Here is a 17,808-nt window from a genome sequence, read left to right as displayed (position 1 = left end):
AAAGTGAAAAGCAGCTTATTTTCCGCTGCCAAACCATTTCTTCACTAATTTATCCATTTCTCCATTTTCTTGCATTTTTTTAATTACTTTATTAAATTCAGCTGTTTTATCACTGTTTTTCGGAAGGGCAATTGCTGCTCCAACTTCTTCTGGTGCTTCTTTAATTTCAATTCCTTGTAAATCTTTCATTTTCTCTAAATAATTTTTAGCAACTGTATCTTCTATAATTGCAGCGTCAAAACGACCAGCTTTAATTTCTTGTACGATTTCTGGTATACGGTCACGTCCCTCAACTTGGAAATCTACTTGTTTTTTAAATTCTGCAGCTTTCTCTTCTTGAATAGACCCTGTTTGTACCCCTACTTTTTTCCCTTTTAAATCCTCTACAGATTTAATGTTAGAATCCTTTTTAGAAACGACCATATTTTTCGCAACAAAATAAATATCTGTAAAATCAACATTATTTTTACGCTCTGCAGTTGGCGTCATACCTGCCATTACGAAATCAACTTTTCCTGAACTAAGAGATGCTAATAAACCACCAAAATCCATATCTTTCACTTTCACTTCATACCCAAGTTCTTTTCCGATATATTTAGCAACATCAACATCAAAGCCAATAATTTCATCGCTCTTTGACGCATCTACATATTCATAAGGTTTATAATCTGCTGAAGTTCCCATTACGAGTACTTTTTTATTTCCTTTTGTTTCTTTCGATTCCCCATTACTACAAGCGCTGAATATACTTACAATTAAAATAAGTGCAAACGATATTGATACTAACTTCTTCATCTTTCTTCCCCCTAATAATGTATATTTAAAAGTTTAATAGAATATTTATTCGATGTTTGTATTGTATCAGCACTTTTATTTTTATGCAATATATAAAATAAAAATAAATAATATAACAATACAAATGCTGTTTGTTATGTATAAAATGATGCATAAAATAACATAACTATGCATATCTCAGAAATTTTAATAATAAATAAAAAAGGCGGCACATCCACTTGATTGTGGACGTGCCGCCTTTTCTCTTATTTTTTATAGTTCTTCACAATTCTCTTCGAAATACGATTGTAATTTCGCAATAACTTGCATCGGTTCATGACCTTCAATTTCATGACGCTCTACCATCGTTACAATTTTTCCATCTTTTAATAAAGCAAATGATGGAGAAGAAGGTGGGTACCCTTCGAAATATTCACGCGCTCTTGCTGTCGCTTCTTTATCTTGACCTGCAAACACCGTTACAAGGTGGTTAGGACGTTTATCATAATGTACGGAATGCGCAGCAGCAGGACGAGCAATACCACCTGCACAACCACATACAGAGTTTACCATTACAAGTGTTGTTCCATTTCTTTTAAACGCTTCTTCTACCGCTTCTGGCGTCGTCAATTCTGTATATCCAGCAGAGACAATCTCTTCACGCGCTTGGCGGACAACATCATTCATAAAAAAGTTAAAATTAATCACTCTTTTCCCTCCTCTAAAACTACCTATTTGTATCTTACCAGTTAATGTTTATGAAATACAAGTAAGTTTACTTGTATTTAAGTATAGAAAAGGTGTTAGAGCTCTTGCTCTAACACCTTTTCTTTAATGACCACGATGTTTTTGCTTTGCTTTTTGTACTTTCATTAAACGTCTTCTTTCTTTTTCAGCTTCTCGCTTCTCTTTAGACTGCAGTTTCTTTTCTTGTTTATGCAATTCATAAGATAAACTAATCGCCTCTTGCGCCTTAGTAAAACGTTTAATAGTTGTTTCTTTTGCTGCTTGTCGTATGATACGCTTTATGTTTTTAGGACGCTGCTTTTCTTTAACTTCTACACCACATTTTGCAAAGTGCTGAAAATGCTCTAAAAGTGAACCATTCACAAACATAAGCACTTCTTCATCTGACGGTTCCGCCCCAAAAATATACCTCGCCCCATACAATTTCCCTTTTTCTTTACATGTAATGATTCCAACAAAAAATTGGCCATCGTGATATACTGTCAAATCCATTGACAGCCCCTCCTTTAAAAGATTAGAAATACGGGACATCCCGGAGGGGAAGGTTACTGACATGAAATCATGCGTCTGGACTACCAACCAGAGCTGTGTTTTTGTATTTCTTTCACTATTATTATATCTTTTTTTCCATAATCTTCATATATTCAGCAATCATTTTTTTATGCGATCCTACAATATAGTCAGGTAGTTCTGTTACTGAAAAGAATTTAAGCTGAACTGCTTCTTCTTTATTCATAACAAAATCCCCTTCGTATTCATCCGTATAATAGGCGGTTGTTACAGATTGAAATTCATCACCGTTTTCTAATTTTGTAAAGTAGTTCGCTCCAGAAAATACATTGATTAGTCGCAAGTTCTTCACTTTTATTCCTGTCTCTTCATATACTTCACGATAAGCTGTTTCTTCTGGTGATTCACTAAGCTCCATTAGCCCGCCAGGTAGCCCCCATTTTCCGTACGGCTCTGTCCGCTGCTGCAATAAAACATATCCATTTTCATTTATAACGAGTACAACAGCACCAACTAAAATTAAAGGGCGATGACCAACTATTTTTCGTAATTCTTCTACATATCCCACCGTATCGCCTCCTTTTTCGTTGTCCACACTATTGTATCATATGTACGAAACGACAAAATGCGTATATTTTTCATTTTTTTAACAAAATATTTATTTTATGTGATTCATCTACTGTAGCTAACATAATAGATTCGACTTCTGTACTCTCCTCTAGAAATTCTCTCGCCCACGCTTCTGTTTTTCCTAATAATGCAAGAACATCTTTCTGTATCCTCCCATCCTTTACTAATACAAAAGAAACTGGAGATTTTTTTCCCGCCACTTTAAGATCAAGCCGCGAAACTGCTTCATATTCTGGATACCGAAATATAGAAACGACACCGTTTGCTTCCCATAACGCTAATTTAATCGTTTGAATATCGCTCACATTTCGCATACGAAGTTCCGAAAACAAATATTCCAAGGTAATTCTCGCCTTTTTCAAATTGCTAAAATCAATGGAACCATTGTGTATAAGAATAATAGGTGCAGGCTCTAAAAAGCGTCTCCATCTATCCCATTTCAGCATTAACACTGAGCTTATAATATGAAGTACAACAAGTATGAACGTTGTAATCATCGATCCCAGTAACCCTACTTTTTCATCAGACAATGCGTTAGAAATATTCCCACCAAGCAATAACACTAATACAACATCTAAAAAACGAAGTTGTGCGATAGACCTTTGCCCCATCGCTTTCGCAACTAATATTAAAAATATGTATGCTATAATAGCCCGAATAACCCATTCACTAGTAGAAAGATGTCGTGCTCCTTCAAAAATATGCATATGCATCACTTTGCACTCCTTACCCGTCTCAAACTGCTATCCTGTTTAGTTTGCAACGTTTATGAGCATATATGTAAAAAAAGCTGGTTCGTTTAAAAACGAACCAGCTTTTTTTACTTAACTGAAAACATATATTTTTTATAAGTTTTCCGTACCGATAATATGAGCCCCATCATAATCATATTTGAGAATAAGGAACTTCCCCCATACGATAAGAAAGGTAATGCAATACCTTTTACAGGCATTAATCCAACGATCATACCGATGTTTTGGAATATTTGAACTGTTAATATACCGATTGATCCAGCGCATAATAATGTACCAAATAAATTATCAGCGGAATAACCAATAATAATTGTTCGATATAGTAGTAATAGGAACAAGAAGACAACTAAGGCTGCTACGATAAATCCACCTTCTTCGGCAATTGTAGCGAAAATAAAGTCAGTATGCTTCTCTGGGATATAGACGCTTCCTCCACCGTATCCTTTACCTTCCATTCCTCCACTACCTACAGCTAAAATCGATTGTTGTGTTTGATAACCTTGATCTGCATTTTCAAATGGATTTAACCAACCTACAATACGCGACTGTTGGTGAGGTTTTAGTAAAGTAACTAACTTATTATAGAAAAAATCTGGATACTTAAAGAAAATAAATATTAAAGCAGATAATATGGTCAACGGAATAACTGTACATAATGCTATCAATTTCTTTTGAATACCTGACATAAATAAAATACATGCAATAGCAGCAGCATATAAGAACACCATACCTGTATCCGGTTGGCTATATACAACAGCCATAGGCGGAAGAGAAACTAGCATAATTTTACCTACTAATTTTAAATCCGTTTGGAATGTCCTCGCCATATACTGCGCATTATGTTTCACAGCTATGCTTGCTACTACAAGAAGCAATGCAATTTTGAAAAACTCCGACGGCTGAATTTGTCCAAGTACTGGAAAAACGAACCATCTTTTTGCACCTAATTTTTCAGGTGTGAAGGTGGAAACCGGTAGTATTTTCAAAAGAATAAGTGAACCAAACCCGGCAATATAAAGTGGCCAAGATAATTTTTGCAATTGATCTAAGTCGATGCTTGCAACAAGAAGTAACAATACAACCCCAATTATGTAGTTAACACCTTGTTTCATAGCAAAGTTTGCAGCTCCATACTGTCCCGTTTGCTGACTGCTATATATAGCAGCTATACTCGTCACACATAGTGCACACAAAATTAAAATTAATTTTACATCTAAACTTTTTAGAAACTCGGTACTTCTTTTCATGACATCCTCCTGAAACATTGTTACGGCAAAAATAAAAAACCAGGAGTCAACATTCTTCATGTTTTGACGACTGATTACACATTATCTATAAAACACTTATATAGAATAACTCTCTTTTTCATACAATACAATATATTATACTACAGTTTCGTCAGTAAGATTTGCCAAAAAAATTATTCTTTTCTTATTTTATATCCATATACCATATATCAGCAATGTATTTTCGTAAATTCCTAATACATAATCGTTTATTGTAAGATTACTGGGAAAGATATTTATACATATAGTAGGATGTAGATGAAGAAATAAGATAATAAAAAGCTCGCATAAGCGAGCTTTTTATTAATATACAGATGTATTGTTTTCTGACATGTTTTCTAAAATTTCTTTAACACGTCCTAAGAACTTACCACAAATTAAACCATCAAGTACTCGGTGATCAAGTGATAAACATAAGTTAACCATATCACGAGCACCGAACATTCCATTATCCATAATTACTGGGCGTTTTACAATTGATTCAACTTGTAAAATAGCTGCTTGCGGGTAATTAATAATACCCATAGATTGAACAGAACCGAATGATCCTGTGTTATTAATTGTAAATGTTCCACCTTGCATTTCGTCTGCTTTTAACGATTTCGTACGTACTTTTCCTGCAAGTTCTGTAATTTCACGAGCGATACCTTTAATTGTTTTCTCGTCCGCTTGCTTAATTACTGGTACAAATAGTTCTTCCTCTGTTGCAACAGCGATAGAAAGGTTAATATCTTTCTTCTGAACAATTTTATCGCCAGCCCACATTGAATTAATTTGAGGATACTCTTTTAACGCTTGTGCTACTGCTTTTACGAAGAAAGCAAAGAACGTTAAGTTAAAGCCTTCACGCTTCTTAAAGTCACCTTTAATTGAGTTACGGTATGACACAAGGTTTGTCACATCTACTTCAATCATCATCCAAGCATGTGGTGCTTCGTGTTTACTACGTAACATGTTTGCTGCGATTGCTTTACGCACACCTGTTACTGGAATTTCGATATCTCCAGGCATTGTAGGTACAGAAACTGGTTTCGCAGCTTCTACTTTTTGCGCTACTGGTGCTGTTTTTGGTGCTTCTGGGCGAGCTTCTACTACTGCCGCTACAGCTTCCTCTTTCTTCGCCGCACCTGCTTGTGGGATATTTCCAGATTCCACTAGCTTTAAAATATCTTTACGAGTGATACGGCCGTTTGCTCCCGTACCTTCTACTAGATCTAAATCAACGTTATGCTCACCTGCAAGCTTTAACACAGCTGGTGAAAAACGTGGTTTTCCATCAGTTGGTTGTTTTACTTTCGGTGCTTTTTCAGACGTAGCTACTTCTGCCTTTGATTCTTCTTTTGTTTTTTCCTCAACAGCTGTTGCTGCTACTTCATCTGCGCCTTCTACTTGAATAACACAAACTACTTCACCTACAGCTAACGTATCACCTTCACCAGCGATTAACTCTTTCACAACACCCGTGAAAGAAGATGGTACTTCAGCATTTACTTTATCAGTCATTACTTCTGCAAGCGGATCATACTTATTTACGTGATCGCCAACATTAACGAGCCATTTACTAATTGTGCCCTCTGTAACGCTCTCCCCGAGCTGAGGCATTGTAATATTTTCTACAGCCATGTATAGTCCCCCCGATTAAAATTCCGCAAGTTCACGCATTGCTTTTTCAACTTTATCTGGATTTACCATAAAGAATTTTTCCATTGTTGGTGCATATGGCATTGCTGGAACGTCTGGACCTGCAAGACGTGCGATTGGCGCATCTAAATCAAATAGACAGTTTTCAGCGATAATTGCTGCCACTTCACTCATAATGCTTCCTTCTTTATTGTCTTCTGTTACAAGAAGAACTTTACCTGTTTTAGAAGCTGCTTCAATGATTGCTTCTTTATCTAATGGATATACAGTACGTAAATCAAGAATGTGTGCAGAGATGCCATCTTGTGCTAACTTTTCAGCCGCTTGAAGAGCAAAATGAACACATAATCCGTACGTGATAACTGTAATATCATCACCTTCACGTTTTACATCTGCTTTTCCGATTGGTAATACGTAGTCATCCTCCGGTACTTCACCTTTAATTAAACGATATGCACGTTTATGTTCAAAGAATAATACTGGATCTTCATCACGAATGGCTGCTTTTAATAAGCCTTTTGCATCATATGGTGTAGAAGGGATAACGATTTTTAAACCTGGTTGGTTTGCAAACATCGCTTCTACAGATTGTGAATGATACAATGCACCGTGAACACCCCCGCCAAATGGTGCACGGATTGTAACTGGACAAGTCCAATCATTATTAGAACGATAACGAATTTTTGCTGCCTCAGAAACAATTTGGTTTACTGCTGGCATGATGAAATCAGCAAACTGCATTTCAGCGATTGGACGCATACCATACATTGCTGCACCAATTGCTACCCCAGCAATTGCAGATTCTGCAAGCGGTGCATCAAGCGCACGATCTTCACCAAATTGATCATACAAACCGTGTGTCGCTTTAAACACGCCACCTTTTTTACCAACATCTTCTCCTAAAACGAATACTTTCTCATCGCGTTCCATTTCTTCGCGCATTGCTAATGTAATAGCATCAATATAAGACATTACAGCCATGAAACGTTCCCCCCTATTCTGCGTATACGTGCTTCAATGCATCTTCAGGTGCTGCATACGGAGCATTTTCTGCATATTCTGTTGCTTCATTTACGATATGCATAATTTCGTCTAACATTTGTTTTTCGGATTCCTCAGTTAACACACCAGCTTCTTTTAAATAAGCTGCGAATGTTATAATTGAATCTTTTTTCTTTGCTTCTTCTACTTCTTCTTTATCACGATAAACACGATCATCATCGTCACTAGAATGTGCTGTTAAACGATATGATACTGTTTCAATTAAAGTTGGTCCTTCACCACGACGACCGCGATCTGCTGCTTCTTTTACAGCTTTATATACTGCAAGTGGATCGTTTCCGTCTATTGTATATCCAGGCATACCGTAACCAATCGCACGATCTGATACGTTTTTACATGCTAATTGTTTTTCAACTGGAATAGAGATTGCATATTTGTTATTTTCACACATAAAAATAACAGGTAGTTTGTGTACACCAGCAAAGTTTGCCCCTTCATGGAAGTCACCTTGGTTTGAAGAACCTTCTCCAAATGTAACGAACGTTACTAAATCTTTCTTCTCCATTTTTCCAGCTAGTGCAATACCAACTGCATGTGGTACTTGTGTTGTTACTGGAGATGAACCTGTAACAATACGATTTTTCTTTTGACCGAAGTGACCAGGCATTTGACGACCACCAGAGTTTGGATCTCCAGCTTTCGCAAAAGCAGACAACATAAGCTCTTTAGCTGTCATACCAAATGCTAGTACAACACCCATATCCCGGTAGTATGGTAATGCATAATCTTTCTCTCTATCAAGAGCGAACGCCGCTCCAACTTGTGCAGCCTCTTGTCCTTGACAAGAAATTACGAATGGAATTTTACCAGCGCGGTTTAATAACCACATACGTTCGTCAATTTTACGTGCAAGTAACATCGTACGGAACATTTCTAATACTTGCTCATCACTTAAGCCAAGCTCTTCATGGCGCTTTTCTTTTACTTCTGCCATTTTTCATAACCTCCTAAATCCACATTTTTATGCGTGTAACGCTCTTCCATCTACAGCAAGTGCTGCTTCACCAATCGCCTCAGATAATGATGGATGCGGATGAATTGTATGTGCTACTTCCCAAGGTGTTGCATCAAGTACTCTTGCAAGACCCGCTTCAGAAATCATATCTGTTACATGTGGTCCAATCATATGAACACCAAGAATGTCATTTGTCTCTTCATCAACTACAAGTTTTACGAAACCATCTGATTCTCCGTATACAAGTGCTTTTCCGATTGCGCGGAATGAGAACTTACCTACTTTTAACTTATAGCCTTTTTCTTTCGCTTCTTGTTCTGTTAAACCGACAGAAGCAACTTCTGGACTGCTATATACGCATTTTGATACCATAGAGTAATCAATTGGTGTAACTTCTTTCCCTGCAATATGTTCTACTGCAGCAATTCCTTCATGAGAAGCAACATGAGCAAGTTGCAGGCCACCGATTACATCTCCAATTGCGTAAATATGCGATTCTTTCGTTTGATAAAACTCATTTGTTTGAATGTATCCTTTTTCCACAACGATATCTGTGTTCTCTAAGCCAATATTTTGCGTATTCGCTTGTCTTCCTACAGATACAAGCATTTTTTCTGCTTTAAATTCTTTATTTTCACCGTTGTGTTCAGCTTGGATTGTTACTCCATTATCTTTTACCAATGTTTCTGGTAATACTTTTGCACCAGTTACCACTTTAATACCTTTTTTCTTAAATAGACGTTGCATTTCTTTTGAAACGTCTTGATCTTCTAGTGGTAATATTGTTTTTGCATACTCTAATACTGTAACTTCTACACCGAAGTCAGCAAGCATAGATGCCCACTCAATACCGATTACACCGCCACCAACGATAATAATCGAACTAGGAAGCGTTTCCATTTTTAGGGCATGATCTGAAGACATTACGTACTCTCCGTCTAATTCTAAACCTGGTAATGAATTTGGACGAGAACCTGTTGCAATAAGTACATTTTTTGGAATTAACATTTCATTCTCTTCTCCACTTGCAAGTTCAACTGAAATTGTCCCTGGCATCGGAGAGAAAATAGATGGGCCAAGAATACGGCCAATACCTTCAAACACATCAATTTTACCTTGTTTCATTAAGTGTTGAACGCCTTTATGAAGCTGCGTTACAATCTTCTCTTTACGCTCTTGTACTTTCGCAAAGTTTAGTTCTACATTGCTTGCAATAACTCCGAACTCTTCGCTTTTTTTAGCAGTTGCATATACTTCCGCACTACGTAAAAGAGCTTTACTAGGGATACATCCTTTGTGTAAACAAGTACCACCAAGATTTTCTTTTTCGACTAGTGCAGTTTTTAACCCTAGTTGTGATGCACGAATTGCAGCAACATATCCACCAGTACCGCCGCCAACGATGACTAAATCATATTCTTTTGCCATTATCTCAACCCCTAGCTACCGTTTCTTTTTCACGTACAACGTATTCTTTTGGAGCTTCTTCTTCACGTAATACACGAAGTGCTCCTTCTGCTAACGCTTCTAACTCATCTTCGCCTGGATGTACGATAACATCTGCAATCCAGTCCACTCGCTCTTTTATTTCATCGACAAGAATTTTACTGTATGCCAGTCCACCAGTTAATACGATTGCATCGATTTTCCCGTGAAGTACAGCGCTAGCTCCGCCAATCTCTTTTGCAACTTGATATGCCATTGCTTTATAAATAAGAGTTGCTTCAGGATCACCTTTTTCAACCATTTTCTCTACTTTAATCGCATCATTTGTACCGATTAAACTTACAAGTCCACCTTGTCCGACAAGCTTTTTAATCATTTCATCTCGGTAATACTCACCAGAGAAACACATTTCTACTAGTTGCCCTACTGGCACTGTACCAGCACGCTCTGGACTAAATGGTCCTTCTCCGTTTAAACCGTTATTCACATCGATTACTCTTCCTTTTTTATGAGCACCAACTGTAATACCACCGCCCATATGTGTAACTAATAAATTTAAATCCTCATATTTGTGGTTTAACTGTTCGGCTACTTTACGAGCAACTGCTTTTTGATTTAATGCATGGAAGATACTTTTACGTTCCATACCAGCAATACCACTTATACGAGCAACTGGCTCCATCTCATCTACAACGACAGGATCCACAATAAATGCAGGAATGTTTAATCCAGAAGCAATTTCATATGCTAAAATGCCTCCAAGGTTTGAAGCGTGATGACCGCTAAACCCATTTTTTAAATCTTCTAACATCGCATCGTTTACTGTATACGTACCGCCTTCGATTGGACGAAGTAATCCACCACGTCCACAAACAGCGTTTAATTTTGAAATGTTAATACCATGAGAATGTAGAACTTCTAAAATCGTTTCTTTTCGAAACTCATATTGGTCGATAATTCGCTTGTATTTCCCAATCTGTTCTACGTCATGACGAATCGTTTCTTCTAAAACGGGTCTTTCATTATCAAAAACACCAATTTTTGTGGATGTACTACCTGGGTTAATAACAAGAATTCGATTTACAGACAATGTTGCTACCTCCACTAATAAATTCAAAAGGAAGTGGAAACCTCATAAGAGGTAACCACGCCTTTTGTAAAAGTTATATATGAATGATTAGCGACGGCTAATAATATCGTGACCGTTGCGTAAGTAAGTGCTACGAGAATTTTTCAAGCTTGCAATGCGCTCTTCAGCTAGACGATCTGCCGCTACATAAGTTGCTATGCCATCGCGTTTTGAAATTTCGATTACTTTTGCAATTGTGTCATAAATAGACTCAACACGTTTTAGTGCACGTTCTCTATTGTATCCATATAATTCGTCTGCTACGTTAATTACGCCACCTGCATTAATTACATAATCTGGTGCGTATACAATACCCATTTCATGAATGATGTCACCGTGACGATTTTCTTTTAATTGGTTATTTGCAGAACCTGCGATTACTTTTGCTTTAAGTTGTGGAATAGTTTCATCATTAACTGTTGCGCCTAATGCACATGGTGCGTAAATATCGCATTCAACACCATAAATTTCATTTGGTTCAACTGCTGATGCACCGAATTCTTCTACAGCACGTTGTACAGCTTCTTTATTAATATCTGTAACGATTAATTTTGCTCCTTCAGCGTGTAAATGTTTGCATAGGTGATATGCTACGTTACCAACGCCTTGAACAGCAATTACTTTTCCTTCTAAATTGTCAGTACCGAAAGCTTCTTTTGCAGCTGCTTTCATACCACGGTAAACACCGTATGCAGTTACTGGAGATGGGTTACCAGAAGAACCGAATGATGGTGAGATACCTGTTACAAAGTCAGTTTCTTCATGGATAATATCCATATCATCTACTGTTGTACCAACATCTTCAGCTGTAATGTAACGTCCGTTTAGTCCTTGGATATAACGTCCTAGTGCACGGAACATTGCTTCGCTCTTATCTTTACGAGGATCACCGATAATTACTGTTTTCGCACCACCTAAGTTTAAACCAGCTGCTGCGTTTTTGTATGTCATCCCTTTTGCAAGACGCAATGCATCTTCAATCGCCGCTTCTTCAGAATCATATGTCCACATTCTTGTTCCACCAAGAGCCGGTCCAAGTGTTGTATCATGAATTGCAATAATTGCTTTTAAACCAGATTCTTTATCTTGACAAAATACTACTTGCTCATAATCATATTTTTCTAAGTATTCGAAGATTTCTAATGTCATTGTCGTTTCCCCCTAATGTTTTACCCTTTTTGGTTTATTTTGAAGCAGTCGCAACTGCCAATGCTAATGAATATACTTTTGTTTCTGCTGAATCAGCACGAGATGTTAAAACAATCGGTGCTTTTGCGCCAGCAATCATTGCTCCTACTTTTGCATCCGCAAAGTATACGAGTGATTTATATAGCACATTTCCAGCTTCAATCGTTGGGACGAGTAAAATATCTGCCTTACCTGCTACATCACTTACTATGCCTTTATGTTCTGCTGCAATTTGTGATACTGCATTATCTAAAGCAAGTGGTCCATCAACGATACAATCTTTAATTTGTCCGCGGCGATTCATTTGTGTTAACATCGCTGCATCAATTGTCGCCTGCATCGCTGGATTCACAACTTCTACTGCTGCGATTGGTGCCACTTTGGGCAAGTCGATTCCTATTGCCTGGGCAACTTCTACAGTATTTTGTATAATAGCAGCTTTTTGTGTTACGTCAGGTGCGATGTTCATCGCTGCATCTGTAACGAAAATAAGACGGTCGTAATTTTGAACTTCAAATGCTGCTACATGTGAAAGTACGCTACCTTTACGTAGGCCCCACTCTTTGTTTAACACAGCCTTCAAAATATTCGCTGTTGGGATGTTCCCCTTCATAAGCACATCTGCTTCACCATTTCTCACAGCTTTAACAGAAAGTTCTGCAGCTTCAGCACTAGACATTGCTGCAATCACTTCAACATGTTCTGAAGTTTGTAAACCATGTTCTTGTAGCATCCCCATTATTTTTTCTTGATTTCCATATAGACGAAATTGAGCTAGCTGTAATTTAATTGCTTTCGCTACAGCTTCAATTACTTCATGATCTTCAGCTACTGCTACAGCCACAGTTTTTTTAGGCTTTCCTGCTGCTTGATCAATTAAGTATTCTAACTTCATATTTTGTAATCAACCCTTTCCGTCGTCCCTCGTCTATTTATAAAGCAAATACCGTGCCAACTTTTAAAAGTGGTCTTACCAATAATGAAAACGCATTCAAAATGCAGTAAAATCAATACTTTGGAAAATAACGAAAGATTCTGTCTTATTTTGTCGCTTTTTGTATACCATGCAATAAATTGCACGGTACGCAATTTATTGCATGCTATTTTTTGCATGGTCATACTTTTCTAGCTTGTAATATAAATTTCGAACGGAAATTCCTAACGCTTTTGCAGTTTGTGTTTTATTCCCATCAAATCTCTCCAAATATTCATAAATAATATTCCCTTCAAACTCTGTCACTAAATGTTCAAGTGGCTTTTCTTCTAATTCAGGTAATAAATGAGATTGCTTTGACTCCACCTGCTCTTCGTTATGTAATGGCGGTAAATGGTGTACATCAATATAGGTCTCGTTATAATTCATAAAGATAATAGCTCTCCCCAAAATATTTTCAAGTTCCCTCACATTTCCTGGCCATTCGTATGATTGTAAATATAAAACGGCTGAATCAGTGAGCCCTTCTACATTACGACCGTAATCTTGATTAATTTTTTGAATCAATCTGTCCGCAATTGTCGGTATATCTCCTTTACGTTGACGAAGAGATGGAATTTGAATTGGAATTTTATTTAATCGATAATATAAATCCTCCCTAAACTTCCCTTCTAGAATAGCCTTTTCTAAATTCACATGTGTCGCTGCAATTACTCGAACATTAATAGGTATCGCTTTCGTTCCACCAACTTTTACAATTTCTTTTTCCTGCAATACACGAAGGAGTTTCGCTTGTGTATTTGCAGACAACTCCCCTATTTCATCTAAAAAAATACTACCGTTATTCGCCTCCTCAAAGAACCCACGTTTCCCGCCTCTTTTCGCTCCAGAAAACGCCCCTTCCTCATAACCAAATAATTCACTTTCTAACAACGTCTCCGAAATGGCCGCACAGTTTACACGGACGAACTTATTGTATTTTCGATTACTTCCATTATGGATTGCATGTGCAAACAATTCTTTACCAGTCCCAGATTCCCCGCGTAACAGTACTGTTGCTGGTGTATTCGCTCCTAGCTTCGCCTGTTCGATAGCTGCCGTTGTTTCATCTGAATTTCCGACAATATCATCAAATGAATATTTCGCTTCTAATGTACGAATAATTTGCCTTGCTCTATTCAATTCATTTGTTAATTTTTGAATTTCCGACACGTCACGGATAACGCCGACGCTTCCTTTCAATATTCCATCCACAATAACTGGTGCTACGTTTACAATTACATCTCGCTTTTTTTGCCCAATCTTCATATGTATTCCGCGCACCGCACGACGCGTTCGAAGTACTTTCATATGCATACTTTCGCCTTCTACAATATCAGTTGTAGCAGGCTTCCCAATAATATCTTCTTCTGTTAAACCCGTTAATTTCGTATATGCTGGGTTAATGACTAAACCTCTTCCTTTTTCATCCACAACCGAAATCGCTTCTTCAGATGAGTTAATAATTGCCTCTAATAGTGTTTGAATTTCTTTTAAGTCTGTAACTTCTTCCGCAAGATCTACAACTTCTGTTATATCTTTAAAAATTGCAAATGCCCCTTGTACCTCTCCTCCTTCTTTTAATATTGGAATACGCGTTGTAATAATTTTCTTTCCATTCTCTAATGTCAGTTCATAATTTACTTCTATTTGTTTCGTACGTATAATGCGAAGTAATTTACTAGTTGGAATGACTTCTAAAATATACTTTCCTATCGCCTCTTCTTTTTTATATCCGATAATACGCTCTGCACTTTTATTAAAAAGACGAACTTGTCCCTCTCGATCAATTACAATCATGCCGTCATGTGTAGAATTTAAAATTAATTCTCCTTGTTGCGTCTGTTCCTCTAACCGCCCAATTAGCCCTTCCTTCTCATGCGCTAATCCTGTAACAATTTTTGCGATATCACCTGGTATAAGAAGAGTGTCTTTTTTCTTTTTTTCTAATAAAACTTTATGTACATCATCTTCACCTGTCATATCAAATATTACATCGATATGCATAGAAAGAAATGGAGTTACACTTTCTCCAATTGCAATCCCGTATTCCTTAGCAATTTGTAGTCCTTTTGCCAACGGATTTATATCAATAATCCCTATAATTTGAAATATATTCGAACTTTGTAACAGATTCAGCAGCGCGCTCCCGCCTTCACCTGCACCAACAATTAATACTTTTTGTTTCATATATTACACTTCCTCTCGAAGTAACTCTGCAAATTTTTTCACACCCTTATCTTACTCGTTCAGCACCCTCTTGACAAACCCCCTTTCCGTATAACATCATTAAAATATACGAAATAATCTGAAAAGGAGCGTTATGTATGCAGCGTTACGTTGCTCTACTATTAGCACTCATCCCTATTTCATTAGCTGTGTTTGGCATAAAGTTAATGAGAGATACTGTATTCGGGATTCTATTTCCACCAATTTCTATACTGTGGTTACAATTTTTAATCGGCGCTCTCTGCTTCGCGCTCGGGTTTTATATCTTTGGTGGCTTCGTCTTGCACCGAGATCGCAAACGAAATAAAGTACAAGCTCGCTTTAGAAGATAGGAATACCCCACTATTTATAAATAAAAAAATGAGACCGTTACACGCGGTCTCATTTTTTTATTGGCAATAACGTTCTTGCCGTTTCAGGGTAATCAGTAATAATCGCCGATATATTCATATCAAAATATTTACGCATAAGCGTTTCTTCATTAATTGTATAAGGGCGAACTTCTACACCACTTTCCATCGTTAGTTCGGCAATTGCATCTTGAAGATAACGATAATTCGGATGTACTGCTGTAGCCCCCATTTTTTTCGCGTATGCCCACGGACTATGCAAACCTTCGCGATATAAAATTGCTGTTTGAATATCAGGGGCCATCATATGGCACCGTTTCATACTGTAGTGATTAAACGAAGAAAATATAACACGATCCTCTAGACTAAATTTCCGTACAAGCGTTATAACTTCTTCCTCTAAACCTCTGTATGGAATTTTATTATTTTTAAGTTCAATATTAAGTAGCAAACTCGTTTGTTCAAGCCATTCTAATACCTCTTCTAAAAGTGGTATTTTACAAAAACCTACTTTATCACCAAATTTATAACTTGCATCTAACTTGCATAAGTCCTCATATACATAATTCCGAACCGCACCTTTTCCATTTGTTGTCCGGTCCACCGTTTCATCGTGAATGACGACAACTTTTCCATCTTTCGTTAATTGAACATCAAGTTCAATTCCATCCGCTCTAAAAGACTCAGCTGCTTCAAATGAAATCATTGTATTTTCTGGGTACGTTCCAGCCGCACCACGATGTGCAAATATAAGAGTCATCCTCACTCCCCCAATCTTATGCTATACTATACGAAAAAGGAGGTACTTCTATGAGACCATTACAAATCTCTCCAGATACTGCAGTCCGCTTATCAAAAGCACTAGGTGTTCCACTTGAACAACTCATGCATATGCCGCAGCACATTTTAATTCAAAAACTAGTTGAATTAGAAAAACAAAATAAAGACGAAGAATAATACAGTCCTGTTTTGCAGGACTTTTTATTATTTTCTATTATATCACGGATGCCTTTCCTACTAAAATCCTTTAACAGATGTACTACGATGTGATTTAGCCGTTCCTTCATCATTTAATAATGAATCACATCTTTTCTTTTTTGTTACACGTCATAAAGAAAGCAGACCATTTATTTATAAGTCCCCATTGCGTCCTAAAAACACGATCATAAAAAAACTAGAAGCCCTTTATATTGTTTTTATTGAACGTGCGGAGCATCCCCTGATTCGTATAGTTCTTTCGCTTTTTCCTCCCCGAATGTAGTTAAAATATAATGTTGCTCTTCTAACGCATCCATTGCTCTAGTTGCTTTACAAACGCTATCTTCTTGAGCATCTGAGAAATAATTGTGATCTTCTACAATTTTACTAAAATCTTTTTTCGCCCATCTATCAGCAATTGCTAAAAGTTCATTTTTCTTCGCAAAGCTACTCTTATTTATAATTTCTTTTAATTTTTTAGTATTACTTTGAATCATTGGGATAGAGCCCAATTTTCGTTCTGCCACCACTTTTTGATGAGTCATGCGATGCATGGCTGTAATGACTTCGCTTTCAGTAGAATTTTCAGTAACATACACATCAACAAAGACCCCATCTACCTCTCTACCTACTATTGTTTGGTCTTCTTTTTTATCTATTTGAGCACTCACTTCTTTATCTACGGGATTATCTGCAAGTTCTAACATTCCAAATGTAACTGCAATAGCAAGAACTCCCATAGCTGCTACTATTCCTAGCCAAGTTGAAATTTTATTTTCCATTCCCCTTCTCCCTATCTATATCTATTTTATTGCCTTATAAAAAACTCACTTACATGTAATATTACTAAAAATAGGTTTTATTTTCCATACTATCAAATAATCTCTTTTTCTCAACAAAATAAAAAGACCAACGAATTATAACATTCATTGGTCTTTAAATAAAAAGTTCATTGGTTTTAAATTTGATATCGAGTATCAATTTCAAGAATTATTAAGCTTTACTAAAGCTTAAATCCCTTACTACTTTTACTCTCAACTAGCTTTATGTTCAAGTCTCAGCTTATCCGCAACCATTGCGATAAACTCAGAGTTCGTAGGTTTTGCTTTTGACATGGATACTGTATAACCACCGTTATATCAAGGCATTGTATATTTC

18 protein-coding genes and 1 pseudogene are annotated in these 17,808 nt (G+C 37.0%); 2 read left to right on the top strand and 17 right to left on the bottom strand.

Annotation, left to right across the window (positions count from 1 at the left end):
* Window positions 1-15: 15 nt before the first annotated feature.
* The 14 genes from ACTFRY_RS03695 to ACTFRY_RS03630 all read right to left on the bottom strand — a co-directional run bounded on the left by ACTFRY_RS03695 (window position 16) and on the right by ACTFRY_RS03630 (window position 15,283).
* Complete coding sequence (locus ACTFRY_RS03695) at window positions 16-795, bottom strand: transporter substrate-binding domain-containing protein (protein ID WP_000737673.1); 780 nt, start codon at window positions 793-795, stop codon at window positions 16-18.
* Window positions 796-1,047: 252 nt separating this feature from the next.
* The gene (locus tag ACTFRY_RS03690; RefSeq protein WP_001979317.1) at window positions 1,048-1,461 is read right to left on the bottom strand and encodes a BrxA/BrxB family bacilliredoxin; all 414 of its coding nucleotides are present in this window, start codon (window positions 1,459-1,461) and stop codon (window positions 1,048-1,050) included.
* A gap of 144 nt (window positions 1,462-1,605) precedes the next feature.
* Complete coding sequence (locus tag ACTFRY_RS03685) at window positions 1,606-2,013, bottom strand: YjdF family protein (protein WP_000366585.1); 408 nt, start codon at window positions 2,011-2,013, stop codon at window positions 1,606-1,608.
* A gap of 121 nt (window positions 2,014-2,134) precedes the next feature.
* Window positions 2,135-2,599 (bottom strand): NUDIX hydrolase, encoded by a 465-nt coding sequence (locus ACTFRY_RS03680; RefSeq protein WP_000542555.1) that lies wholly within the window; start codon window positions 2,597-2,599, stop codon window positions 2,135-2,137.
* Window positions 2,600-2,669: 70 nt separating this feature from the next.
* Window positions 2,670-3,374 carry a DUF421 domain-containing protein gene (locus tag ACTFRY_RS03675; RefSeq protein WP_000550978.1) on the bottom strand — a complete coding sequence of 235 codons (705 nt, stop codon included), beginning with the start codon at window positions 3,372-3,374 and terminating at the stop codon, window positions 2,670-2,672.
* A gap of 107 nt (window positions 3,375-3,481) precedes the next feature.
* On the bottom strand, window positions 3,482-4,660 hold the full coding sequence (locus tag ACTFRY_RS03670; RefSeq protein ID WP_000831182.1) for an FtsW/RodA/SpoVE family cell cycle protein: 1,179 nt from the start codon (window positions 4,658-4,660) through the stop codon (window positions 3,482-3,484).
* 342 nt (window positions 4,661-5,002) lie between these two features.
* Complete coding sequence (locus ACTFRY_RS03665; RefSeq protein ID WP_086391621.1) at window positions 5,003-6,322, bottom strand: dihydrolipoamide acetyltransferase family protein; 1,320 nt, start codon at window positions 6,320-6,322, stop codon at window positions 5,003-5,005.
* A 15-nt stretch (window positions 6,323-6,337) separates the two neighbouring features.
* Window positions 6,338-7,321: a 3-methyl-2-oxobutanoate dehydrogenase subunit beta gene (gene bfmBAB, locus ACTFRY_RS03660; protein ID WP_000290071.1), complete on the bottom strand. Its 984-nt coding sequence runs from the start codon at window positions 7,319-7,321 to the stop codon at window positions 6,338-6,340.
* A 13-nt stretch (window positions 7,322-7,334) separates the two neighbouring features.
* Window positions 7,335-8,336, bottom strand: coding sequence for a 3-methyl-2-oxobutanoate dehydrogenase subunit alpha (gene bfmBAA, locus ACTFRY_RS03655; protein ID WP_000852551.1), 1,002 nt, complete (start codon window positions 8,334-8,336; stop codon window positions 7,335-7,337).
* A gap of 27 nt (window positions 8,337-8,363) precedes the next feature.
* Window positions 8,364-9,785 (bottom strand): dihydrolipoyl dehydrogenase, encoded by a 1,422-nt coding sequence (lpdA, locus tag ACTFRY_RS03650; protein WP_001051289.1) that lies wholly within the window; start codon window positions 9,783-9,785, stop codon window positions 8,364-8,366.
* Window positions 9,786-9,789: 4 nt separating this feature from the next.
* Window positions 9,790-10,893 carry a butyrate kinase gene (gene buk / locus ACTFRY_RS03645; RefSeq protein ID WP_000115780.1) on the bottom strand — a complete coding sequence of 368 codons (1,104 nt, stop codon included), beginning with the start codon at window positions 10,891-10,893 and terminating at the stop codon, window positions 9,790-9,792.
* 87 nt (window positions 10,894-10,980) lie between these two features.
* A complete protein-coding gene (locus ACTFRY_RS03640; RefSeq protein ID WP_000171357.1) occupies window positions 10,981-12,081 on the bottom strand; it encodes a leucine dehydrogenase in 1,101 nt (366 codons plus the stop codon).
* Window positions 12,082-12,115: 34 nt separating this feature from the next.
* Window positions 12,116-13,015, bottom strand: coding sequence for a phosphate butyryltransferase (gene yqiS / locus ACTFRY_RS03635; RefSeq protein ID WP_000764670.1), 900 nt, complete (start codon window positions 13,013-13,015; stop codon window positions 12,116-12,118).
* A 195-nt stretch (window positions 13,016-13,210) separates the two neighbouring features.
* A complete protein-coding gene (locus ACTFRY_RS03630) occupies window positions 13,211-15,283 on the bottom strand; it encodes a sigma-54 interaction domain-containing protein (protein WP_000810974.1) in 2,073 nt (690 codons plus the stop codon).
* Window positions 15,284-15,420: 137 nt separating this feature from the next.
* Between ACTFRY_RS03630 and ACTFRY_RS03625 the strand changes: the two genes are divergently transcribed.
* Complete coding sequence (locus tag ACTFRY_RS03625) at window positions 15,421-15,654, top strand: DUF2627 domain-containing protein (protein ID WP_001190210.1); 234 nt, start codon at window positions 15,421-15,423, stop codon at window positions 15,652-15,654.
* A 49-nt stretch (window positions 15,655-15,703) separates the two neighbouring features.
* On the opposite strand, the gene ACTFRY_RS03620 is transcribed toward ACTFRY_RS03625, so the two are convergent.
* Window positions 15,704-16,432, bottom strand: a complete 729-nt coding sequence (locus ACTFRY_RS03620) for a glycerophosphodiester phosphodiesterase (RefSeq protein WP_000172580.1) — start codon at window positions 16,430-16,432, stop codon at window positions 15,704-15,706.
* A 50-nt stretch (window positions 16,433-16,482) separates the two neighbouring features.
* Between ACTFRY_RS03620 and ACTFRY_RS03615 the strand changes: the two genes are divergently transcribed.
* Window positions 16,483-16,629 carry a YycC family protein gene (locus ACTFRY_RS03615; RefSeq protein WP_001247671.1) on the top strand — a complete coding sequence of 49 codons (147 nt, stop codon included), beginning with the start codon at window positions 16,483-16,485 and terminating at the stop codon, window positions 16,627-16,629.
* Window positions 16,630-16,868: 239 nt separating this feature from the next.
* On the opposite strand, the gene ACTFRY_RS03610 is transcribed toward ACTFRY_RS03615, so the two are convergent.
* Both ACTFRY_RS03610 and ACTFRY_RS03605 read right to left on the bottom strand, forming a co-directional pair.
* The gene (locus ACTFRY_RS03610) at window positions 16,869-17,432 is read right to left on the bottom strand and encodes a PRK06770 family protein (RefSeq protein ID WP_086391619.1); all 564 of its coding nucleotides are present in this window, start codon (window positions 17,430-17,432) and stop codon (window positions 16,869-16,871) included.
* Window positions 17,433-17,684: 252 nt separating this feature from the next.
* A pseudogene (locus ACTFRY_RS03605) lies at window positions 17,685-17,780 on the bottom strand (sporulation initiation factor Spo0A C-terminal domain-containing protein); the annotation flags it as partial.
* Between the last annotated feature and the right edge of the window lie 28 nt (window positions 17,781-17,808).

The organism is Bacillus cereus group sp. MYBK195-1, from assembly GCF_051916605.1.
Classification (GTDB): domain Bacteria; phylum Bacillota; class Bacilli; order Bacillales; family Bacillaceae_G; genus Bacillus_A; species Bacillus_A cereus.
The sequence above is the reverse complement of the archived record's forward strand: the minus strand, read 5'-3'. Positions and strand labels throughout refer to the sequence as shown.